The organism is uncultured Sphingomonas sp. (assembly GCF_964250165.1).
GTDB lineage: Bacteria > Pseudomonadota > Alphaproteobacteria > Sphingomonadales > Sphingomonadaceae > Sphingomonas.
The window spans coordinates 20463-43119 of record NZ_CAXUEK010000014.1 but is presented as its reverse complement, the minus strand read 5'-3'; the positions used below and the strand labels follow the sequence as shown (position 1 = coordinate 43119).

The window sequence follows — 22657 nt, the reverse complement described above, 5'->3', positions numbered from 1 at the left end:
TGTCGATGTGACCGGGCACGGTGCCGTCGTCCGAAGGCCCGGCGTAGATGTTGCTGATCCAGTTGTCGCGGTGCTGGTAGAGGCCGGCAAGGCGAAAGCTGAGCGTGCCGTCCCGGTTCAGCGGACCGCCGACGCCGCGTCCGCCTTGACGCTGTTGAAGCGGCCATAGCTGACCGAGCCCTGGCCCTGCCACGTCCCGGTCGGCTGGGCGCTGTCGAACTTGACGATGCCGGCGGTCGTGTTGCGCCCGAACAGCGAGACCTGCGGCCCCTTGGGCACCTCGATCTGCGCGATATCGCAGGCCGGGTTGGACTTGAGCACCACATGCTCCTCGACCACGTCGTCCTGGATCACCTCGACGGGCTGGGACGCGCCGAGATAGAAGTGGATGTTGCCGAGTCCGCGGATGTAGAAGCGCGGGAAGATGCGTCTCGCGTTCTCCGATCGGCGCTGGGCGGTGACGACGGCCGTATTGTCGTCGGTGGCGTCCGCAGGGTTCGTCGTCGGATCGGCGGATTGCGCTTGCGACCATGCCGGCGCTGCCGTCGCTATCGTCGCGACGCCGATCAGCCACGAGGCCGCCCTCTTGAACCCACGCATGCCGTTCCCCCCACCACGAGCACCCCCGACACGCCGTGCGGCGGGACCGCAGCGAGCCTCCGCCGGACGGTCACGACGTTTATGTCGCTCCTGCCCGTCGCGCGACCGATGCGGCGGATCAAAGGCCGGCGCTCTACCCAAGCAGATCCGGATCGACGTCAGCCTCGATCAGCAGGTGAAGGCTTGATCCGACCCAGGCCGCGGCGCGCACTCCGGCCAGATCGGTGAAGCATGTTCCTGCCGACACGTCGCAACCCTCCAGGATCAGTCGTTTGCCGCGGACGAACCGGTCGGTGGGACCAGCATCGCGCAAGGCCTGCCGCAAGGCGCTGAGCGGGACGGTTTCGGCCGGGTCTTCCCGGCGGACCGAGCCCGCACGTGCGCCGGACAGACCGGCCGTCGATCCTGCGGCGCGGCGGATGGAAGTCGCCAGCTGGTCGGCTTCCGGCCCGACCACGACCTGCACGGACCCGCCACCGAGATCGAGCACGCCGCGCGCGCCGAGCCGCGCCAGCCCGTCCCGATCCAGCCGCGCGGAGTCGCCGACCAGCAGGCGCAGCCGCGTCGTGCAGGCGTGCACCGAGGTGAGATTGTCGGCACCGCCCAATGCCGCGACGAACGCGACGGCGCGGTCGCCGGGCAAGACCGCCTCCACCGCGCCCGCCACCGCCTCGCGGCCCGGCGTCTTCAGGTCGAAGCGACGGATGCCCCAGCTGAACAGCCCATAATACAGCCCGGCATAGACCGCGCCGACCGGCAGCAGCAGCAGCGGCCGCGTCGCCAGCCCGTAATCGAGCAAATAGTCGAGCAGTCCCGCCGAAAAGCCGAAGCCGAGCTTCACGCCGAGCAGGTCCATCACCACCATTGCTAGCCCGGTCAGCACCGCGTGCGCCACGAACAGCGCGGGCGCGAGGAACAGGAAGGTGAACTCGATCGGCTCGTTCACGCCGGTGAGCAGCGAGGTCAGCCCGAGGCTGAGATACAGGCCCGCGACCCCCGCGCGCCGCGCGGGCGGGGCAGCGCGGTACATGGCGAGGCAAGCGGCGGGCAGCCCGAACATCATCACGGGGAAGAAGCCCGCCATGAACCCGCCCGCGCCCGGATCGCCCGCGAAGAAGCGCTTCAGGTCGCCGGTCGCGCCATGGAAGTCGCCGACCGGGAACCAGGCCATGTTGTTGAGGATGTGGTGCAGCCCGGTCACGAGCAGCAGCCGGTTGAGCACGCCATAGGCGAACAGCCCCAGCGGCCCCGCCGCCACCACCCAACGGCTGAGCGCGTCCACACCCGCCTCGAACAGCGGAAAGCCGCCCCCGAACGCCAGCGCCAGCGCGATCCCCGCCAGCCCTGCCGCGATCGGCACGAAGCGCCGGCCCCCGAAGAAGCCGAGATAGGCGGGCAGGCGGATATCGGCATAGCGGTTGTAGAGCGCGCCCGCGACCAGGCCCGAGACGATGCCGGCGGGCACGCTGGCCTTGGCGATCTCCTTGGCCCGCCACGCCGCAAGCTGCAGGTCGGCCGCCGCGGCCGGCAGGTCGGCCGGCGCGTGCAGCAGCGGCTTCGCCCCCTCGGTCGTGACCAGGTAGCAGACCAGCCCCGCCAGCGCCGCCGCGCCATGGTTCTCGCGCGCCAGCCCCACCGCGACGCCGGCGGCGAACAACAGCCCGAGATTATCGAAGATCGCCTGCCCCGCCGCCGCGACGAACGGGATCGACAGCAGGTCCGGCTGGCCCAGCCGAAGCAGCAGCGCCGCCACCGGCAGCACCGCGATCGGCAGCATCAGCGCGCGGCCGAGCGGCTGGAGACGGTCGATCAGCGCGCGCATGGCTCTTCCCCCAGCAGCCCCCGCACCTCGCCCGCCGAGCGCGCCGACTGTGCCCGGGTCGCGAGCGCGCGCGCGGGGACAAGCGTCGTCGCGCGCACCGCCGCCTTCACTGCGGGCACGGCCGCCGGCGTGGCGGACAGCTCGGTGACCCCGAGCCCGACCAGCAGCGGCGCTGCGCGCGGCTCCGACGCGAGGCCGCCGCAAACGCCGAGCGGCCGATCGTGCGCGGCCGCAGCCTCCGCCGCGCGCGCGATCAGCCGCAGCACCGCCGGATGCAGCGCGTCGACCAGCGCCGCGACCGCGGCGTTGCCGCGATCGGCCGCCAGCGTATATTGGGTGAGGTCGTTGGTGCCGACCGACAGGAAATCGGCCTCCGCCGCGAGCTGATCGGCGAGCAGCGCCGCCGCCGGCGTCTCGATCATCACGCTGAGCTGCGCCGGCTCGGTTCGGCCGATCGCCGCCATCGCTTCGTCCAGCGCCGCGCGGGCGCGGCGGAGCTCGCCCACCTCGCTCACCATCGGCAGCAGGATGCGGCACGGCGCCCGGCACGGCCGCGAGGATGGCGCGTAGCTGGACGGCGAACAGATCGGGCCGCGCCAGCGACAGCCGCAGCCCGCGCGCGCCCAGCGCCGGGTTCTCCTCGGGCGGGAACGGGAGATAGGGCACCGGCTTGTCGCCGCCGATGTCGAGCGTGCGCACGATCAGCGGCCGATCGCCAAGCGTCGCGGCGATGCGGGCGTAGAGCGCGCGCTGCTCGTCCTCGCCCGGCGCGTCGGCGCGGTCGAAGAACAGGAACTCGGTGCGCAGCAGCCCGCAGCCCTCGGCGCCCGCGCTCACGGCGGCGGCGGCGTCGGCGAGCGAGCCGAGATTGGCGAAGACCTCGATGCGATGCCCGTCTGCGGTCACGGCCGGGGCTTGCGCATTGCGCACGGCGGCGCGTTTCGCCTCGCCCGCGGCCGCGAGCCGCGCCGCGGCCTGCGCGAGCTGCCCGGGATCGGGGTGTGCGACCAGCGCGCCCGCGTCGGCGTCCAGGATTGCCTCGCCACCGTCGGCGAGCGTCAGCACCGCCGGGCCGGCCGCGACCACCATCGGTACGCCCGCCGCGGCGGCGAGCAGCACGACATGCGCGGTCGGCCCGCCCGCGGCGGTGCAGATCCCGGCCAGCCGCGTCCGATCGAGCGCCAGGAACTGCGAGGGCAGCAGGTCCGCCGCGACCAGGATGGCATCGGGCGGCAGCGGCGGGAGCGTCGCCGCCGCGCCGCCGAGCGCCAGCAGCACCTGCCGCGCCACATCCTGGAGGTCGGCGACGCGCTCGCGCAGGCGATCGTCGCCGGTTGCCCGAAGCGCCGCAGCCGCATCGTCCAGCGCCGCGCGCCCCCCCAGCCGGCGCTCCTGCCCGCCGCGATCCGCGCGTGCGCCGCCGCCAGCAGCTCGGGGTCGGCGAGCAGCGCGCGATGGGCCTCGGCGATCTCGCCCGCCGCGCCGTGCCCGCCCTGCGCCGCCGCGACCGCGGCCAGGGCGGCGGCGAGCGCCGCCGTCTCATGCGCGACGCCCTGACCCTGTTCGGGCGCTTCCACCGGTGCGGGGCGGAACTGATGGATGCGGCCGATCGCCAGACCCGGCGCGGCGGTCACGCCGGCCGAGCGCGGCATGGGCCCAGCCGGCGCGAGGTTCGCCGGGTCGCCGAAGCGCTCGGCCGCGAACGCCGCGAGCGCGTCCAGCGCTGCCGCCGCGTCCGGCCCCTGCGCGCGGGCCGTCAGCAGGTCGTTCTTGCCCGCGCCCAACGCGAGCAGCGCCGTGGTGCTGCGGGCATTCGCCCGTCGGTCGCGCAGCGCGAGCTCGACGGTGGCCGCGTACGGCTTGAGCAGCGCGGCCACGCGCGCGGAGGGGCGGGCGTGGAGCCCATGCGGGGCGATGACCGCGATCGACCGCTCCACCGCCTCGCCGGCCGCCGCCGTGCGTTCGACGATCGCGGGCTTCACCCGTGCCACCGGATCGCCGGCGGCGACGAGCCGCCCGGGCCGGTCGATCGTGACGCGCACACCCTCGCCCGGGGTGACCAGCGGCGTCACCAGATCGCGCGCGGCGCGGCCGACCGCGTCGAGGTCGACCGCGAGCAGCGGATCGCCGCACGCCACGCGATCCCCCGCCCGCACCTGTGCTACAAAGCCCTTGCCGGCGAGCGCGACCGTATCCAGCCCGACATGGATCAGCAGCTCCGCGCCGTTCGCCAGCCGCAGCGTCACCGCATGCGCGCTGGCGGGGACGCTCACCACCTCGACGTCGGCGGGCGCGCGGAGCAGGCCGTCGAGCGGATCGATTGCCAGCCCCTCGCCCATCATCCCGTCGGCGAACACGGGGTCCGCCACCTCGTCCAGCGTCGACAGCCAGCCCGCGAACGGCGCGTGGAGCACGACCTCGTTCACGGTAGCAGCTCGATGCGCTCGACCGCCCAGAGCGGATCGACCCCGTGCGCGGTGTAGGTGATGCAGAGGTCCGCGGTCGGCCTGGGCGAGGCGAGCGGCGCCTGCAGCCGTGTGACGCCGGGGTTGGCCGTCGCCGGGCCCAGCGGCAGCGTCGCGAGCAGCGGTCCGCCGCAGCCGTCGCGCACCTCCATCTCGCCCGCGGACGTGGCGGGCGGGCGGAACCGGATCCGGTCGCGATCGGCCCCGACCTGGAAGTTGAACGGCACCTGCCCGACGCTGAGCGCCACCGCGCGGACGCCGGCCAGCGGCGCGCCGTTCCAGCGCCAGCACGGATTGAAGACGTCGAGCAGGAAATGCGCGCGCGGGCCGGTGGCCGGGAAATCGTCTTCGAGGTCCAGCGCCACCGCGTCGCTGCACAAGCTCAGCTCGCGGCTGGTGCGGGTCAGCGCGGCGGTGACGGTCGGCCGCGCGTCATAGCCGCCGGGCAGCGCGTGCGCGCCGAGGAACGCCGCCGCCCGCAGCCGCTCGCCGGGCGAGAGCGCGAGCGGGTCCGAATAGGCGCGGCCGGCGGCGGTCGGCGCGCTGCCGTCGCGCGTGTAGCGGATCGGCAGCCCGGCGCGGTCGGCCAGCGTCACCCGGACGCCCTGTCCCGCGCGGTCGAGCCGCGCCGTCACGGCCCAGGCGCTGTCGGCGCCCTGGATGCCGAGCGATGCCAGCCGGTCCGCCTGCGCCAGCAGCGGCGCCGCGAAGCTCGCGGGGGTGCGTTTCGCCGCACCCGCCCAGCCCGTTTCCGCCACCGCCAGCGCGCGCGGCCACGTCATCCAGGCGGCGCAGACATCGGTGCGGACATGCTCGGTCCACAGGTTCGCCTGCAGCCCCAGGATGTGCTGTCGTTCGGCGGGCGAGAGGCCCGGCGGCACCGGATCGAAGGCCAGCAGGTCGGCGAGCGTCACCAGCTTGCCACGTCCGGGCGGCTCCTCCGGACCCTCGCCCTGGCGATTGTCGAGATAAAGCGTCGGCGCCGGGCTGAGGATCGCGTCGTGACCGCTCTTCGCGGCCTCGAGCGCCCCGTCGACGCCGCGCCACGAGGTGATCGCCGCATCCGCGGGCATTCCCCCCGGCGCTTCGAGCACCTCGTCCCAGCCGATCAGCCGCCGTCCGTGCGCCGCGAGGTAGCGGCCGATCCGCGCGGTGAACCAGCCCTGCAGCGCGTCCTCGTCCTTGAGCCCGAGCGCCCTGATCTGCGCCTGGACCCGCGGCGAGCCGCGCCATTGGTCCTTAACCGCCTCGTCGCCGCCGACATGGATGTCGCGGCCGGGAAACAGGCGCATGACCTCGCCCAGCACGTCCTGCAGGAAGGCGAAGGTCGCGTCGTCGGTGTTGTAGAGCCAGGGGAACACGCCCCAGTCGCCCTCCGTCCCGGGCGGGATGGTCACCCCCATGCCGAGCCGCGGGTAGGCGCGGATCGCGGCGAGCGCGTGGCCCGGCATCTCGATCTCCGGCACCATCGTGATCCCGCGCGCCGCGGCGTAGGCGACGATCTCCCGAACCTGCGCCGCGGTGTAGAAGCCGCCCTCCACCGGCAGCGGCGGCGCGCCGGGCGCGGTCGCCGGCCGTCGCCACGCCGAGACGCTGGTCAGCCGCGGCCAGCCCGGCACTGGCAGCCGCCAGCCCTGGTCGTCGACCAGATGCCAGTGCAGCCGGTTGAGCTTGGACGCCATCATCGCGTCGAGCAGGCGGTGGATGTAGCCAACCGACTGCAGGTGCCGCGCGCTGTCGAGCATCAGCCCGCGCCAGGCGAAGCGGGGAGAGTCCTCGATCGCGACCCCGGGCACGCGGCCGTGATCGGCGCGCTGCCACAGCGTCACCGCGCCGTAGAGCAGGCCCGCATCGGTGGACGCCGTGATCGTCGCGCCCGCGGGCCCCGTGGTCAGGCGATAGCCTTCCGCCGGCAGGCCGGGCGTGCGCACGAAGCGGATCGCCATCGGGCCACTGCCGAGCCGCACGCCGGCCCTCGCCAGCAGGACGCTCAGCTGCGTGCCCGCCTCGGCCGCGCCCGCGTCCCTCGTCGCCAGTCGCGCGCCCGCGAGCGCGAAACCGGCACCGGTCGTTCGCATGGCGGCGGGCGTCGGCAGCAGCGGCGCCGCCGCGGCCGGCGCGGCGAGCAGCAGCAGAGCGGCGACACCTGATCGCATCGCCACCCCATGCCGCTCCGCCGCGCGCTTGGCGAGGCTCAGAACTTCACCCGCGCACCCGCATAGAAAGTCCGGCCATTGTCGTAGAGCGCGCGGAAGCGCGTCGTCGTGCCGGAATATTGGTAGATCTTGGCGTCGGTGAGGTTCACCGCGTCGCCGGTCAGCGCCAGCCAGCGGGTCAGCTTCGCGCTGGCGGACGCGTCGAGCGACTCCGTCTTGCCCTGGTTGAGCGGCGACGCCCGATCGATGTCGATGAAGAAGGCCGAGCGATAGTTGTAGGAGCCGCGCAGCGACAGCCAATCATTTTCGAAATACCCGGTCAGGTTCAGCGAGTGCTTGGAATTGCCAGGGATGGGATCGCCGGCATCGGACTTGGCGTCCGAATAGGTATAGTTGACGATCGCGCCGAACGGCCCCCAGATCTTGCGCGACGCCTGCACCTCGACGCCGAAATTGTGGCCGCCCGAGCCGTTCGAGCGTCGATTGATGTCGAACAGGCAGTTGTAGAGCGGGTTGGTGCCCGCGACGAACCCGGCCGCCCGCGTGCAGCGCGCCAGGTTCGGCGTGGTGGTCTGGATCGGGAAGGTCTTCTGGTCGGTGCGGTTCACGATGTAGCTGGCGATCTGCTTGTAATAGACCGCGCCGGCGAAGATCGTCTCCCGGTCGGGATAGAATTCCAGGCTGAGGTTGACGTCGTCCGACTCGTAGCGGTTGAGATTGGGGTTGCCGCCGCTGCCGGTCAGCGCGCCCGGATTCAGGTTCACGCTGGGGACGATGTCGGTATATTCCGGCCGCGCGATCGTCCGCCCCGCGCCGAAGCGCAGGATCGCCTGCGGGCTGAGATCGAACCAGACGTTCAGCGCCGGCAGGATGTCGGTGTAGGTCCGCTTCACCAGCACTGGCGCGTAGGTGCCGAAAGCATTGGTCTGCGCGCCCGGCGTGGTCGCCCGGACGCCGAGATTGAAGCCGGTGGAGGTCTGCTCGATGCGCACGACGCGCAGGCCGATATTGGCGTGGAGCCCCTGCACGTCCGGCTGCCCGACCTTGGCCATGACGTAGCCGCCATACGACTTCTCGTGCACCGCATAGTTGGATGGCGGGTTGATCACCTCCACGCGGTTGGCGGCGGGCTGACCCGAGAGGATGTCGCGCACCTTGGTGACGTCGACATTGTAGTAGCTGGTCAGCGTGCCCGGCAGCGCGATGTACTGGAGATAGTCGCTCGGCAACAGGCCACTGGCGAAATCGGAGGAAAGACAGGCGCGGCCACCGCAGGTCAGCCCGGTGAAGAACGGTGCGTAGGTGGTCTGAAGCAGGGAGCCGGAGAAATTGTGATCGATGTACTTGCCGCCGATCTTGATGGCGGACAGCGCGCCTTCCAGCGGCTGCTCGAAATTTGCATAGGCGTATTTCTCCTTGTCGATGTCGACGACGGTGCTGATGTTGGAGAAGTCATAGGCCAGGTCATCGGGCACGGTCGGCCGCACGCCGGCGAAGCTCACCTGCGGCACGCGACCGGTGATGTCGAACGTGAACGCGCCCGGCGCCCCGCCCTCGTCCAGAAATTGCCGCCCGGTCTGGCCGACCGCGCGGGTATAGCCGCCCTTGAGGTGCAGCACGCCCTCCGAGCCGGTGTGGTAGGTGACGTCCAGGTCGCCGGAATAGGTCTCGGCATAGGCTTCGCGATAGAAGGTGTCATAGACCACCGCGCGCCCGGTCGTGCCGCCGCCCGAGGAGGTGACGGTGCCCTTGACGAAGGTGTCGTCCACCAGCGTCGCATTGCTCAGCGTGCCGCCACCACCCAGGGCGTTGGACGTCCAGGCGAGGTAGTTCTGGTTCGAATTGTTGGCGTTGAAGCGCGAATAGAGGCCGGTCGCGACGATCTCGAGATTGTCGCTGGGCTTGAACTGCAACTCGGCGTTGCCGCCGTAGCGCTCGCGCTCCTGCTGGAACAGCGCCGAGCCGATCAGCGAGCCGATCTGCCCGGTTTGGCCCGAGGTGGAGGTCGCGGGCTGGTAACCGAGGATCTCGAGGCCGTCGCGGCGGATGCGGCGCTTCTGGTAGACGCCGCCGATCAGCACGCCGAACGTCTCGTCCTGGTTCTTCCAGCTGACCAGCCCCGAGGCTTGCGGGTCGACCTTGTCCGACAGTTGCGAATAGGCGGCCTGGGCCGAGGCGTTGATCAACCAGCGCGGCAGATCGAGCGGGTGGCGGGTATGGACGTTGATCGTGCCGCCGATGCCGCCCTCCTCCACGTCGGCCTCGGGCGACTTGTAGACGTCGAGCTGGCCGACGATCTCGGCCGGCGCCGTCAGGTAGTTGAACGAGCGGGTGCCGGAGAGCTGGTCGAGCAGGAGCCAGTCCGCGGTGGCGATGTCATGGCCGTTGACCAGGGTCTTGGTGAGGTTCGGCGCGGTGCCGCGCAACGAGACGCGCTCGCCCTCGCCGAACTCCCGGTTGATGACGATGCCGGGCACGGGCTGCAGCGCCTCGGCCACGTTCTTGTCGGGAAACTTGCCGATGTCTCGGCCGAGATGCCGCGCGTGGCTCTCTGCACCAGCGGCTCGCGCGAGGGCTGCGCGACGCGATCGAACAGGGCGTCGTGCGGCCGGCCGAGCCGTTGCCCGCCGAGCGCGACCTCGCCACCGATTTCGCCGTGTCGCGCATTACCGTGCGCAAGGCGCTGGACGCGCTGGTCGCCGACGGGCTGCTGATCCGTCGCCAGGGCGCGGGCACCTTCGTCGCCGGGCGCGTCGAGAAGCAGTTCGCCAAGCTCTCGTCGTTCACCGAGGACATGGCCGCGCGCGGGCGCGACGTCTCCAGCAAGTGGCTGTTGCGCGGCGAGGGAGGCGTGACGCCCGACGAATCGTTGATGCTCGGCCTCAGCCCCGGCGCGCCGGTCTATCGCTTCCGCCGCATCCGCATCGCCGACGCGCTGCCGATGGCGATCGAGCACAGCGCCATCCCCGGCTGGGCCTTGCCGGGCGTCGAAGCGGTCGGTGACTCGCTATACCAGGCGCTGGAGTCAGCCGGGCACCGGCCCTCGCGCGCTCCAGCGGCTGCGCGCCGTGCTGTTCACGGGCGAACAGGCGGAGCTGCTGGGCGTGGCGGAAGGCGCGCCGGGGCTGTTCATCGAGCGCCGCGGCTTCCTCGACGACGGTTGCGCGATCGAGGCGACGCAGAGCTGGTATCGCGGCGACGCCTATGACTTCGTCGCCGAGCTGACGACGCGATGAGCTGGGCGGCAACGCTGATGTTCGCCGAGGCGGCCGAAGCGGCGGACGTCATCGCGCGCCAGCTCACCGCCAACCGCGACGCGGTGGCCGCGATCGGCGCGCGGTTGCGGCGCGATCCGCCGCCCGTCGTGGTGACGTGCGCGCGCGGCAGCTCGGACCATGCCGCTACCTATCTGAAGCACCTGGTGGAAGCCCGCGCGGGCGTGCTCGTCGCTTCCGCCTCGCCCTCGATTGCGTCGGTCTACCACCAGGCGCCGATCGCGCGGGCGATGTTGGCGATCGGCCTGTCGCAGTCCGGCGCGAGCCCGGACCTGCTCGCGACGCTGCGCGCGGCGGCGCAGGTGGGCGCGCGCACGCTGGCGCTGGTCAATGTCGAGGACTCGCCGCTCGCCAGGCTCGCGGACGCGGTGCTGCCGCTCCACGCCGGCGCGGAGCGGAGCGTGGCCGCGACCAAATCCTTCCTCGCCACCATGACCGCAGCCGCCGCGCTGGTCGCCGCCTGGACGCAGGACGCGGTTCTCGCGGCGGCGCTCGACGCCTTGCCGGACGGGTTGCGCGCGGCCTGGGCAAGCGATTGGTCGCCGCTGGTCGAGGCGCTGGCTGACGCGCGCGGGCTGTACGTGATCGGCCGCGGCCCCGGCTTCGGCGCAGCGCAGGAGATCGCGCTGAAGCTCAAGGAGACCTGCGGGCTCCATGCCGAAGCCTTCAGCGCGGCCGAAGTGCGCCACGGGCCGATGGCGCTGATCGGCCCCGGTTTTCCGCTCCTCGTGATCCGTCAGGAGGACGAGGCCGCGCCCGCGACGGACGCGCTCGTCGAGGACATGGTCGCGCAGGGCGCGCCGGTGCTGGTCGCCGGCAGGCCCGCCCGCGGCGCGACCGCGCTGCCGCTGCCCCCGGCCGACCCGCGGACCGCGCCCATTCTCGCGGTTCAGGCGTTCTATCGCGCTGCCGACGCCCTGTCGCTGCGGCGCGGCCACGATCCGGATCGGCCGCCGCTGCTCAGGAAGGTGACCGAGACCGTCTGATGTTCGCGTTGTGCAATGCCCAGGTGCTGACGGACGGAGCGCTGGCGGACGGGCTGGCGGTGCTGGTCGAGGGCGACCGCATCGCCGGCGTCTTCCCGGCAGCGACGGTCCCTGGCGGCGTCGCGCGCCACGATCTCGGCGGTGCGGTGCTCGCGCCCGGTTTCATCGACGTCCAGGTCAATGGCGGCGGCGATGCGTTGTTCAACGACGCGCCCAGCGTCGAGACGATTCGCAGCATCGGCGCCGCGCACCGGCCGTTCGGGACGACGGGCTTCCTGCCCACCCTCATCAGCGACGATCTCGACGTGATCCGCGCCGGCATCGCCGCGGTCAACGCCGCGATCAAGGCCGGCGTGCCCGGCGTGCTCGGCATTCATATCGAGGGGCCGTTCATCAATGTCGCACGCAAGGGCATCCACGCCGCGCACAAGATCCGCGACCTGGATGAGGAGGGGATCGGCGTTCTCACCTCGCTCGGCCGCGGCCGCACGCTGGTGACGCTGGCGCCCGAGCTCGCCGGCGCCGCGATGATCCGGCGGCTGGCGGGAGCGGGCGTGATCGTCGCGGCCGGTCACACCGCGGGCACGTTCGCGGAGATCAGCGACGGCGTGGCGGCGGGGCTGACCGGCTTCACCCACCTGTTCAACGCCATGTCGCCGCTCGGCAGCCGCGATCCCTGCGCGGTCGGGGCCGGGCTCTATCACGAGGGCGTCTGGTGCTCGCTAATCGTCGACGGGCATCATGTCGACGCGGTGACCCTGCGGCTGGCGCTGCGGTGCAAGCCGGTCGACCGGTTCATGCTCGTCACCGACGCGATGCCGCCGACCGGGGGCGACCGACCCGCGTTCCTGCTGAACGGCCGCCCGATCGCGACCGAGGGCGGCCGTCTCGTCGACGAGGACGGCGTCCTCGCGGGCGCCGACCTGACCATGCTGGACGCGGTCCGGCGCACGGTGGCGACGCTCGACGTGCCGCTGCCGGCCGCGCTGGCGATGGCGAGCGAGCATCCCGCCGCATTCCTCCGACTGGACGAGCGACTCGGCCGCATCGCGCCGGGCTATTGTGCCTCGATGATTGCGATCGACGGCGGCGACAGGATCTCCGCCTGCTGGATCGACGGGCAGCTTCAACCCGTGTGATCGACGGCGCCGCCCATGGCGGCATCGGCGTGACCTTTGCCCCGCGGTCGATCGGATCAGCGATCTCACCGCCATCGGGGGTCGTGGCTAGCGGTGGGATGACATTAACTTGACCCGGTGCCGTCATTCCCGCGCAGGCGGGAACCCATAGTCGCTGTTCTTCGGCAAGACTCGCGAAGCCAGCCAGTATGGATCCCCGCCTGCGCGGGCATGACGAAGTGAATGTTCCGGCTCCACACCGGATCGAGTCAGCCGCTGCCTCCCCGCAGCCCTACAGCCCGAACGACACCCGCAGGTAGCCGAACCGGCCCGGGACATCGTAGGTCGTCGGGTCGTAATTGTTGAGGCTGCAGCTGAAACAGGCCGGCGGGTCCTGGTCGAACAGGTTGTTCACCCCGAGCGTGAAGGCCAGACGCCGGTCCAGCCAGCTCGGCCGGAACTGCACCTGGCCGTCGGTGTAAAAGCGCTGGTCGAGTGCGTTGCCGTTCTGGATCTCGATCACGTTGTCGATGTACCGCCCGGTCGCGCTGACCGTGATCGGACCGATCGTCCAATCGAGCGTCGCCTGACCCTTGAAATGCGGATAGGCCTGGTCGGGACTGCCGCGCTCCGTCCCGAGATAGCTGGTCGTCGTGGTGCCCGTCGTGGCGGGAACGTCCTCCTTATACGCGAGCAGGTAGTTGCCCGAGGCGTAAAGGCCGAACGCGCCGACGCCGGTCTCGGCGGTGCGCAGGTTGAAGGTGGCGTCGATGCCGCGCGTGCTGATGCCGCCGGTGTTGAGCAGGATGCCGTTGATCGCCGAGATGAACCCGGCCGGCGTGCGCCGGATCGCCGAACAGCTGAGGGGGTCGCCGGTGAGGGCGCAGCGGCTAAGTAGAACGTCGGCCCCGATCGACGCGATCGCGCCGCTCACCTTGATGTCGGAATAGTTCACCTCCAGGCTGAGCGCGCGCAGCGCGCCGCCGCGCGCCCAGGCCGGGCTGTAGGCGCCGCCGAACAGGAAGGTGCGCGCGGTTTCCGGACGCAGCGCGCGGTTGCCGCCGGTGAGCACGGGGAGCTGCCCGCCCTGCGGCTCCTGGTAGCTGCCGTTCGCCGGCACCCCGTTGGCCGTGCAGTTCGTGCGCACCGCCGCCGACGTCCGGTACAGCGAGCCCGCGACATTCGTGCAAGGATCCGACAGCGGCTGGTCGAAGCGCGACTGCGCCCCGAACAGCTCGCCGATCGACGGCGCGCGCAGGCTTTGGGCATAGGAGCCGCGCAGCAGCAGGTCGTTGGCCGGCTTCCACAGGGCGCCGCCCGTGAACCGGGTATCGCCGCCGAACGTCGAGTAATCGGAATGGCGGACCGCGCCGTTCAGCTCGAGCGAGCGCACGAACGGCAAATCCTTCAGCAACGGCAGCCGAAGCTCGCCATAGACTTCGTCGACATTGAAGCTGCCCTGCGCCGCCTGCGCGGGAATGTCCGCGCCCAGCCCGGCCTGGATGACGGGATCGGGGATGAAATCGCCGAACTGCCGGCGATGTTCATAGCCGATCGCGACGCCGACGGGGCCGCCCGGCAGGTCGAACAGCTCGCCCGAGACGTTGGCGGTATAGTCCTCCAGCTCCTGTCGGCTGCGCGAGCGCTCGTCAAAGGCGATATAGGCGAGCATCGCCGGCGTGATCGAACCCAGCCCGCCGAAGATGTTCAGCGGCACGCACCCGTTGGTGCATTGGGAGAGCGGGCCGAGCGCCTGCTGGACCCGCGCGGCATTCACGTTGCCCGTGAACAGCTGGTGGGCGTCGTTGAGCCCGACCTCGGCATTCGCGTCCCAGAACCAGGTGCGACCGAACAGCTGGAACTTGCCGTCCAGCGTGCCCGTCAGCGACATGGTGTCGACCTTCTGGGTGTAGGTCCGCTGCCCGGCCTCGACCAGGCGCCGCGCAATGAAGGAATAGGTCGCCGGCTGCCCGTTCGCGCCCGAGTTGAGCGTGATTCCGAACGGGTTGTAGGGATTGGTGACGTCGATCGAGACGGTGTCGAGCAGGTTGCCGTTACCCGCATCAGGGCCGATGAACAGCGGCAGGAAAGCCGCCTGGTTTTGCGAGTTGCGGCGGTTGTACACCGCCTTCACGCGCAGGTTCAGCGCGTCCGAGAACTCGGCCCGGGCGTTGACGAACCCGCCGTACCGCTCGTTCGGCGTCAGGAAGTAGTTGTAGGGCGCGAAGTTGAATCGGTCCGCGCTCGTGAACGCGCGAAAACTGCCTCCGGCCAGCGTCGGGTCATAGACGCCGCGGCCATTGAGCGGCGGATTGCGCACGGTGATGCTGCCCCCCGCCGGCAATGACGGATTGCCCGCGTTGAAGACGATGCGCCCGTCGACCGCGGCGCTGGAACAGCCGCCGACCGGATCCGTGCAGCTCGTCTGGCCGGGATTGGGGAATTGCGAGATCGATCGGTCGGCGGCGCGAACCGCGTCCTGCTTGGTGTAGAACACGCCGGCATCGACATGGGTCTGCGGCCCACCCAGCCCGTAGGAAAGCTGGTAATTCTGGGTCTTGCCGTCGTCCTTGCCCAGGAACTGGCCATATTGCGCCGACGCCTTGAACCCGTTCTGGCCCGACCGCGTGATGATGTTGACCACGCCGCCGATCGCATCCGAGCCGTACAATGCGGACGCTGCCGATTGCAGCACCTCGACGCGCCCGATCATCACGTCGGGGATGGAATTGAGGTCGACCGTGCCCGGGATGCCGCTGGCCGACGACCCGTTCACGTAGCGCATGCCGTCGACCAGCACGAGCGTGCGCTTGGCGCCGAGATAGCGCAGGTCGATCGAGGCCGAGCCCGCGCCCACGCCGCCGCCGTCGGGCGGGTTGCCCAGATTGCCGGAATTGTTGAACTTGGTGTTGGAGCCGCCCGACGAGCTCGGCAGCCGCTGCAGCACGTCGGCGATCGAGGACAGGCCCGTCTTGGCGATCGCGGTCTCGTCGATCACCTGCACCGGCTGCGGCTGTTCGGTGGGATCGCGGCGGATGCGCGAGCCGGTGACGACGACTTCGGTCTGCGGCGCGGTGTCCGGCGCGTTCTGGGCGAGATCGACCGCCGATTGATCCTGCGGCGGCACCGCGATCTGCGCCAGCACGGGCGCGGCCGCGAGCATCGCCGTCACCCCGATCAGCGCGCTGCCGGCGCGCAACGTCGACTTCGTCCACTGCATGATAGTTCCCCCGTGCAACAGGCGTTCGTGCGCCTTTGGGGGAAGGCTATCTGCTGTGCAGGCGTCCGCCAATCGTTCAACGACGCCGCGGAGGCGAAAGTATCTGTGGCGTGACGCGAATACCACACCTCCGCATGATCTTCGACCCGCATTGCACGGTCACGACTTAGTCTTGGACGGCGCGAGCGACCATTACATGACGTTCAATCACAACGTCTTACCGGCGCGAGCGTGATGAGCTCCGCGGATGAGGACCCCGCCTGTCCGGCTCGCGTCGACCCGATGGCCTGTCCGCATCTCGAGCGCGTCGCCCGAGCCGATCCGGCCAGCCCCGCGGCACCGACCGCCTATGGCGTTAACCGCGCCGCCCGAACCAGATGACGTGGGTAGCGCCCTTGCCGTTGTCGCGCGCGCGGACGCGGACTTCGTCGACCGCGAACCCAGCCTGCGCCAGCCGCCGCGCAAAGGCCGGGTCCGGACCCGCCGACCAGATGGCGAGGACGCCGCCAGGCCGTAACGCCGCTCGCGCCGCCGTCAGGCCAGCGGCGGCATAGAGGCCGTCGTTCGCCGGGCGGGTGAGCCCGTCCGGCCCGTTGTCGACGTCGAGCAGGATCGCATCGAACGCGCCGCGCGCGGTGCGGATCGTCTCGCCGACGTCGCCGATCTCCAGCCTGACGCGCGGGTCTTCGAGACAGCCGGCGGTCAGCGCGGCCATCGGGGCGCGCGCCCACGCGATGACGTCCGGCGCCAGCTCGGTCACGGTCACCGACGCCGCCGGGCCGAGCCGGGCGAGCGCCGCGCGCAACGTGAACCCCATGCCGTAGCCGCCGATCAGCAGGTGCGGATCGGGCCGGTCGACCAGGCGCGCGCACGTCATCGTGCCCAGCGCGGCCTCCGAGCCGCTCATCCGCGTGCTCATCAGCTCGTTGCGGTCGAGCACGATCATGAAGTCCGCGCCGCGGCGAAAGAGTCTGAGCGGCGGCCCGCCGGGCACCTCGGCGACGCCGACCAGCTCGGGCGGGGTCACCCGCGCTGGCGCGACTTGCGTGCGGCGTAGCGCGCGTCGCGCGCCGCCTTCATCTCCTCGGCGGTGGGGAGCACGGGCGGGGGCAGCGGACGCCGCGCCGCCGCGGCCAGCTCGGCCGCCGCCTCCGCATCGGCACGCGCCCGGGCGCGAGCCTGCTCCCGGTCCGCCTTTTCCTGCTCGACCGCCGCGCGGTGCGCGGACCGACGCTCGGCATCCGCCGCCTCGCGTGCCTGGCGGGTCGCGGCGCGCGCAGCTGCGAGTTCGGGATCGGGCGCCGGCTTGGCGCGGAGCTTTTCGAGCGCGCGCTGCTTTGCGTCCCGCGCCGACGCCGCGCGATCTTCGAAACTGGGAGCCTTGTAACCTGCCATGACGGGCATTCTGTACCTTGCTTGTGGTCGGATGTGGAGGGGGACCGCCGGGAGCGCATCACCCTTCTTGCCGCGCGTGGCGGAAATCTCGGCTGCTGGCAACGATCCGTCGTGCATTGCGGCTCAGCCTAGGACTTCATCAGCCCCGCCGCCCGCAGCGCCTTGTTGATCGTGGTGCCGGGATCGAAGCGGACCGGCGCATGAGACGACTGCAAGGCCGCCGGGCCCTGCTTGCCCGCAGGAGCCCGCAACCGCGCCGGCGCCGTTGCCGGCGCGATGCCCCAGGACGCGGCGATCCGGTAGGTCGAGGAGATGCCCGCCTCCAGCATGTGCGGTCCCGGCCGTCCACAGGCCTCGTCGCCGGCCGTGGCGATCGGCGTACCATGGCCCAGCCCCGCAATCGCGAACTCCTCGACCACCAGGCGGCCGGCCGCATCGTGCCAGGCGCGATGCACCTGACCGTCCACGCGGTCGATCACGTCCGGCGCGCCGACGCCGTGAACGCCGCGCCATTGCTCGACGAGCATCGCCGCGTTCGTCACGTCGACCGTCGGGTCGGCCGTTCCGTGCCAGATCGCCACGGCAGGCCAGGGCCCCCGGTGGGGCGACGCGTCGGTGACCTGCCGGCCGAGCGTCGCGCGCTCATGGCCGTGCCCGCGCATGCGCTCGAGCGCCTGGGGCACGCCCGAGGCGGCGCCGTAAGGCAGTCCCGCAATGATCGCGCCGCCGGCGAACAGCTCCGGATGGCTCGCCAGCATCGCCGCGGTCATCGCGCCGCCTGCCGACAGGCCGGTGACGAACACCCGCGCCGGATCGAGCTCATGGCGCTCCGTGGCCGCCGCGATCATCTCCCGGATCGATTCGACCTCGCCGCCGCCGCGGCGCGTGTCGGCGGGCACGAACCAGTTGAAGCAGAGATTGGGATTGTTCGCCCGCTGCTGCTCGGGCAACAGCACGGCGAAGCCGAACCGGTCGGCCAGTTCCGTCCAGCCCGACCCGGCGTCGTAGGAGCGCGCGGTCTGCGTGCAGCCGTGCAGGACGACGACCAGCGGCGCGCTCGGCGGCAAGGCGGCCGGCACATGCAGGAACGCCAGCAAGGCGCCCGGATTGCGGCCGAACGCCTCGAGCGGCGTGAGCGTGTCGCTACGGCCGCTCAGCACGGTCGTGCCTGACCGCCCTGCAAGCGCGCCGGATTGGCGATGTGGTCGTACCCAGCAGGCATGATGAAATCCCGATGCTCGCCGTCGCGCCTGCAACCTCGATGAGGGGCGCAAGCGACGGGCTTTGTGCAATGCAGCATAAATGGCTTGCCACGCCGGCCGATGCAAGGGACCCCTCCGTCCCAGACCTGGAACGGCGACTGCAGGACCGCCGCATCGTTCCGGCAAGCGCGCCGGGTGCGCTTGGGCGGCGGCGCATTGGCTGTTATGGGGCCGCGATGCTCACTATCTCCGGCCTGACGGTGCGCCTCGGTGGGCGCACGATCATCGACGATGCCGCCGCCAGGCTGCCGCCGCGCGGCCGCATCGGCCTGATCGGCCGCAACGGCGCCGGCAAGACGACGCTGGTGCGCGTGATCACCGGCGCGATCGAGGCCGACCTGGGCACCGTGGACATGCCGCGCGGCACCCGGCTGGGCTATCTGGCGCAGGAGGCGCCGAGCGGCGCGGCGACGCCGATCGATACCGTGCTGGCCGCCGACGGCGAGCGCGCCGCGCTGCTGAGCGAGAGCGAGACCTGCACCGATCCCGATCGCCTGGGGGACGTCTACGAGCGGCTGATCGCGATCGACGCCTATACCGCGCCGGCCCGCGCGGCGCAGATCCTGGTCGGCCTGGGCCTGGACGAAGACGCGCAGCAGCAGCCGCTCGACAGCTTCTCGGGCGGCTGGCGGATGCGCGTCGCGCTCGCGAGCCTGCTCTTCTCGCGTCCCGACCTGCTCCTGCTCGACGAGCCGTCCAACCACCTCGATCTCGAAGCGGTGATGTGGCTGGAGGAGTTCCTGAAGACCTATCCGTCGACGATCCTGCTCGTCAGCCACGAGCGCGATTTCCTCAACAACGTCGTCGATCACATCCTGCATCTGGGCGGCGGCAAGCTGACGCTCTACCCCGGGGGTTACGACGCCTTCGAACGCCAGCGCGCCGAGCGGCAGGCGCAGCTCGCGTCGGCGCGGGCGCGGCAGCAGGCGGAGCGCGAGAAGCTGCAGGATTACGTCGCGCGCAACTCGGCGCGCGCGTCGACGGCCAAGCAGGCGCAGTCGCGCGCCAAGATGCTGAGCAAGATGCAGCCGATCGCCGAGATGATCGACGATCCGACCCTCCATTTCGACTTCCCCGATCCCGACGCGCTGCGACCGCCGCTCATCACGCTCGATCTCGCCGCGGTCGGCTATGGCGATGCCCCGGTCCTCAAGCGGCTGAACCTGCGGCTCGATCCGGACGACCGGGTCGCGCTGCTCGGCCGCAACGGCAACGGCAAGACGACGCTGGCGCGGCTGCTCGCGGCGCAGCTCGCGCCGATGGAAGGCGGGATGACCGCGTCGGGCAAGATGCGCGTCGGCTATTTCACCCAATATCAGGTGGAGGAACTCGACCGCGACGAGACGCCGCTCCAGCACATGACGGTGCTGATGAAGGGCGCGAGCCAGTCGGCGGTGCGCGCGCAGCTCGGCCGGTTCGGCTTCCAGGGTCAGAAGGCCGTCACCGCCGTCGGCAAGCTGTCCGGCGGCGAGCGGGCGCGGCTCGCGCTGGCGCTGATCACGCGCGACGCGCCGCACCTGCTGATCCTCGACGAGCCGACCAACCATCTGGACGTCGACGCGCGCGAGGCGCTGATCCAGGCGCTCAACGCCTATACCGGCGCGGTCATCATCGTCAGCCACGATCGGCACATGATCGAGATGACCGCCGACCGGCTGGTGCTGGTCGATCGCGGCACCGCGGGCGAGTTCGACGGCTCGCTCGACGACTATATCGCCTTCATCCTGAGCGATGGCGATAACGGCGCGAAGGCCGGCAGGTCCGGTCGCAAGGCGACCCGTCCGGCCGGCGCGGCAGCGCGGGGCATGGAACGCGACCTGCGCCGCGCGGTCGAAACCGCCGAAGCGGCGGTCGTCCGCCTGACGGAACAGCGCGATGCGATCGATCGCGCCATGGCCGACCCGGCGTCGGCGGATCGCACGGTCGCGCAGCTGACCCCGACGCAGCTGATGCGGCGGCGGGCCGAGCTCGAACGCGAGGTGGCAGCAGCGGAACTGGCGTGGCTGGACGCCAGCAGCGCGATCGACGCGCTGGCGGCATAGGACGGGGGCCACAGCGGCCTGCCTTGGACACATCCCGTTCTTCACGGCCGCTGGATTCCGGGCGATCCGCCCGGCGAAAACCGCTATCGGCACGCCCTTATCCATGAAAGGCCAAGCGATGAGCCTGATGACCAAATCGGTGCAGCTCGTGCCGCTCCTGCTGAATGGCTCGACGGCGCGTGTGCCGCCCCCCTCCCTCGTTTCGCCGGCTCTGGCGCCGGCCGAACCCTGGCCGTCGTCTCCACCGCCGCCGTCCAAGGACGGGTGGCGCCGGCTCAACGTGGGCGCGGGCGGATTCGTGACCGGCATCGACATCGCGCCGGACGGGACGAAGGTGGCGCGCTGCGACAGTTCGGGCGCCTATATCTGGCGCGACGGCCGCTGGGTGCCGCTGCTCACCACCAGGAGCATGCCGGCCGGGCAATGGGGCCGCGAGACGGGCGGCGCCGGCGGCGCGTTCGAGATCGCGATCGCGCCCTCGCGCACGACCACGATCTACGTGTGCGTCAACAACCGCGTCTACCGGACCGACGACGCGGGCGGCAGCTTCGCGCTGACCGCCCTGCAGCCGATCTACGCCGACAGCTCCAGCAACAACGGGTTCAAGATGATGGGCCGGATGATGGCCGTCGACCCCGGCGACCCGCTCACCGTCGTCGTGGGCGCGCAGGAAGGCTCGTCCTGGATCACGCGGGACGGCGGCGCGACCTGGTCGGCGCTCACCACACCTGCCCCCGCCAGCCGCAGCGGCGTCCGGGTGGCGTTCGATCCGAAGACGCGCCGGCTCTACCTGCACAGCGACGGCGCGGGCGTTTTCGCCTCGGCCGATCAGGGCCACAGCGTCGCGCCGCTGGCGGGCGGGCCGACCGCCGCCCGGCACATGGCCGTGGACCGGGCCGGCGTGGTCTGGGTGACGGATACCGCCGGTGCCCTATGGGGATATCGCGACGGCGGCTGGTCGCAGGCGATCTCGGGAGACCTCAAGACGATTGCCGTCGATCCCGTCCGCGACGGTCATCTGGTGGCCGGCTCCATGGGCGGCAGCATCCATCGCAGCTTCGATGGCGGCAAGACCTGGACCGGCAGTCTGGGCGTGCCGACGCGCCAGGCGGCAGACATCCCCTGGCTCGCCTGGACGAACGAGACCTACATGACGAGCGGCGACATGCGGTTCGACCGCGACGGTTCGCTGTGGTTCGCCGAGGGGATCGGCGTCTGGCGCGCGAGCCTGTCCGATCGGCCCGACCCGGTCGTGTTCCAGTCGCGCTCGCTCGGCATCGAACAGATGACCTCTAACAGCATCCTCGTCCCGCCCGGCGGCGCCCCGCTCTACCTGGCCTGGGACCGGCCGGTGTTCAGGCTCGCCGATCTGACCCGCTTCCCGGCGAAGCACGGCCCGAACGGCCAGTCGGCGATCGTCATGGGCTGGAGCGCGGACTACGCGCCCGAAGACCCGAAGTTCGTCGTGGCGCTGATGAACTGGAACGGCGTCGAGCTGACCTCTTCGTCGAGCGACGGCGGCGAGAGCTGGACGCAGCTGCCGAGCGTGCCCGACGAGCTGAAGGCGGGCAAGATCGGCGGCTCGATCGCGGTGGCGAGCCGGACCAACTACGTCATCTTCCCGAACAACAACGGCACTCCCTGGTTCACCAAGGACGGCGGCAAGTCGTGGGCGCGCTGCGCCATGCCCGGGGCGCCACCGCCCGGCGGCGAGACCGGCTGGGGATGGGCCTATTACTTTCACCGACACATTGCCGTGGCGGACAAGACGATGCCGGGCGCCTTCTACGCCTACAACTATCTTACCGGCTGGTATCGCTCGCTCGACGGCGGGGCCACCTGGGCCCTGGTGCATCCGGCCTTCGAGGGAGGGCAGTGGACGTCGTTTCACGCGCGTGTCGCGGCCGTTCCCGGCCATGCCGGCCATCTGTTCTTCACGCCGGGCACACAGCAGGGTGCGGGCGAGTCGGCCGTCATGTTCCAGCGCTCGCGCGACGGCGGCAAGACGTGGGCCCGGGTGGACCGGTTCTGGGAGGTGCATGCGTTCGGGTTCGGGGCGCCCGCGCCGGGCGCCCCCTACCCCGCCATCTACGCGGCCGGCTTTCTCGACAGCAAGTTCGGGATCTATCGCAGCGACGACGACGCCAAGCACTGGGTTCCGCTCGGCGATTACCCGCTCGCCATCGGCGACGAGATCACCTGGGTCACGGGCGACCCCGACCACTACGGACGGGTGTATGTCGCGTTCGGCGGCTCGGGCGCCGCCTACCGGGAGCTCTCCGCATAGCCTCCAGCGCGACGCTCGGCCCCCGGCAT

General features: G+C 71.3%; 13 protein-coding genes and 3 pseudogenes. 5 read left to right on the top strand and 11 right to left on the bottom strand.

The window, feature by feature from the left end:
* Positions 1-10 precede the first annotated feature (10 nt).
* From ACFE64_RS04870 to ACFE64_RS04840, 7 genes and pseudogenes are all read right to left on the bottom strand, one after another.
* Positions 11-600: pseudogene (locus tag ACFE64_RS04870) on the bottom strand (TonB-dependent receptor plug domain-containing protein); the annotation flags it as partial.
* Between the two features lie 133 nt (positions 601-733).
* Positions 734-2422: an N-acetylglucosamine-specific PTS transporter subunit IIBC gene (gene nagE, locus ACFE64_RS04865; RefSeq protein WP_375391347.1), complete on the bottom strand. Its 1689-nt coding sequence runs from the start codon at positions 2420-2422 to the stop codon at positions 734-736.
* Positions 2410-2949, bottom strand: coding sequence for a putative PEP-binding protein (locus ACFE64_RS04860; protein WP_375391346.1), 540 nt, complete (start codon positions 2947-2949; stop codon positions 2410-2412). The genes nagE and ACFE64_RS04860 overlap by 13 nt, the downstream gene beginning before the upstream one ends.
* 79 nt (positions 2950-3028) lie before the next feature.
* Positions 3029-3595: pseudogene (locus ACFE64_RS04855) on the bottom strand (putative PEP-binding protein); the annotation flags it as partial.
* Positions 3481-4836: a glucose PTS transporter subunit IIA gene (locus tag ACFE64_RS04850; RefSeq protein WP_375391345.1), complete on the bottom strand. Its 1356-nt coding sequence runs from the start codon at positions 4834-4836 to the stop codon at positions 3481-3483. The gene ACFE64_RS04850 and the pseudogene ACFE64_RS04855, both read right to left, overlap by 115 nt.
* 8 nt (positions 4837-4844) lie before the next feature.
* Complete coding sequence (locus ACFE64_RS04845; protein WP_375391330.1) at positions 4845-7043, bottom strand: beta-N-acetylhexosaminidase; 2199 nt, start codon at positions 7041-7043, stop codon at positions 4845-4847.
* 38 nt (positions 7044-7081) lie between these two features.
* Positions 7082-9565, bottom strand: coding sequence for a TonB-dependent receptor (locus ACFE64_RS04840; RefSeq protein ID WP_375391344.1), 2484 nt, complete (start codon positions 9563-9565; stop codon positions 7082-7084).
* A gap of 29 nt (positions 9566-9594) precedes the next feature.
* Here ACFE64_RS04840 and ACFE64_RS04835 point away from each other — a divergent pair.
* The 3 genes and pseudogenes from ACFE64_RS04835 (at position 9595) to nagA (ending at position 12443) form a co-directional block, all read left to right on the top strand.
* A pseudogene (locus ACFE64_RS04835) lies at positions 9595-10279 on the top strand (GntR family transcriptional regulator).
* Entirely contained in the window at positions 10276-11304 is a 1029-nt protein-coding gene (locus ACFE64_RS04830) for an SIS domain-containing protein (protein ID WP_375391329.1), read from the top strand. The pseudogene ACFE64_RS04835 and the gene ACFE64_RS04830 overlap by 4 nt, the downstream one beginning before the upstream one ends.
* Positions 11304-12443, top strand: coding sequence for an N-acetylglucosamine-6-phosphate deacetylase (nagA, locus tag ACFE64_RS04825; RefSeq protein ID WP_375391328.1), 1140 nt, complete (start codon positions 11304-11306; stop codon positions 12441-12443). Before ACFE64_RS04830 ends, nagA begins: the two co-directional genes overlap by 1 nt.
* Positions 12444-12714: 271 nt before the next feature.
* Here nagA and ACFE64_RS04820 read toward each other — a convergent pair whose 3' ends face one another.
* The 4 genes from ACFE64_RS04820 to ACFE64_RS04805 form a co-directional block, all read right to left on the bottom strand.
* Positions 12715-15642: a TonB-dependent receptor domain-containing protein gene (locus ACFE64_RS04820; protein ID WP_375391327.1), complete on the bottom strand. Its 2928-nt coding sequence runs from the start codon at positions 15640-15642 to the stop codon at positions 12715-12717.
* Positions 15643-15997: 355 nt separating this feature from the next.
* The gene (locus tag ACFE64_RS04815; protein ID WP_375391326.1) at positions 15998-16669 is read right to left on the bottom strand and encodes a spermidine synthase; all 672 of its coding nucleotides are present in this window, start codon (positions 16667-16669) and stop codon (positions 15998-16000) included.
* Positions 16666-17037 carry a DUF6481 family protein gene (locus ACFE64_RS04810; protein WP_375391325.1) on the bottom strand — a complete coding sequence of 124 codons (372 nt, stop codon included), beginning with the start codon at positions 17035-17037 and terminating at the stop codon, positions 16666-16668. The genes ACFE64_RS04815 and ACFE64_RS04810 overlap by 4 nt, the downstream gene beginning before the upstream one ends.
* 128 nt (positions 17038-17165) lie before the next feature.
* Positions 17166-18197 carry an alpha/beta hydrolase family esterase gene (locus tag ACFE64_RS04805; RefSeq protein ID WP_375391324.1) on the bottom strand — a complete coding sequence of 344 codons (1032 nt, stop codon included), beginning with the start codon at positions 18195-18197 and terminating at the stop codon, positions 17166-17168.
* Positions 18198-18475: 278 nt separating this feature from the next.
* Between ACFE64_RS04805 and ACFE64_RS04800 the strand changes: the two genes are divergently transcribed.
* Both ACFE64_RS04800 and ACFE64_RS04795 read left to right on the top strand, forming a co-directional pair.
* Positions 18476-20341 carry an ABC-F family ATP-binding cassette domain-containing protein gene (locus tag ACFE64_RS04800; RefSeq protein WP_375391323.1) on the top strand — a complete coding sequence of 622 codons (1866 nt, stop codon included), beginning with the start codon at positions 18476-18478 and terminating at the stop codon, positions 20339-20341.
* Positions 20342-20459: 118 nt separating this feature from the next.
* Positions 20460-22628, top strand: a complete 2169-nt coding sequence (locus tag ACFE64_RS04795) for a WD40/YVTN/BNR-like repeat-containing protein (protein ID WP_375391322.1) — start codon at positions 20460-20462, stop codon at positions 22626-22628.
* The last annotated feature ends 29 nt before the right edge of the window (positions 22629-22657 follow it).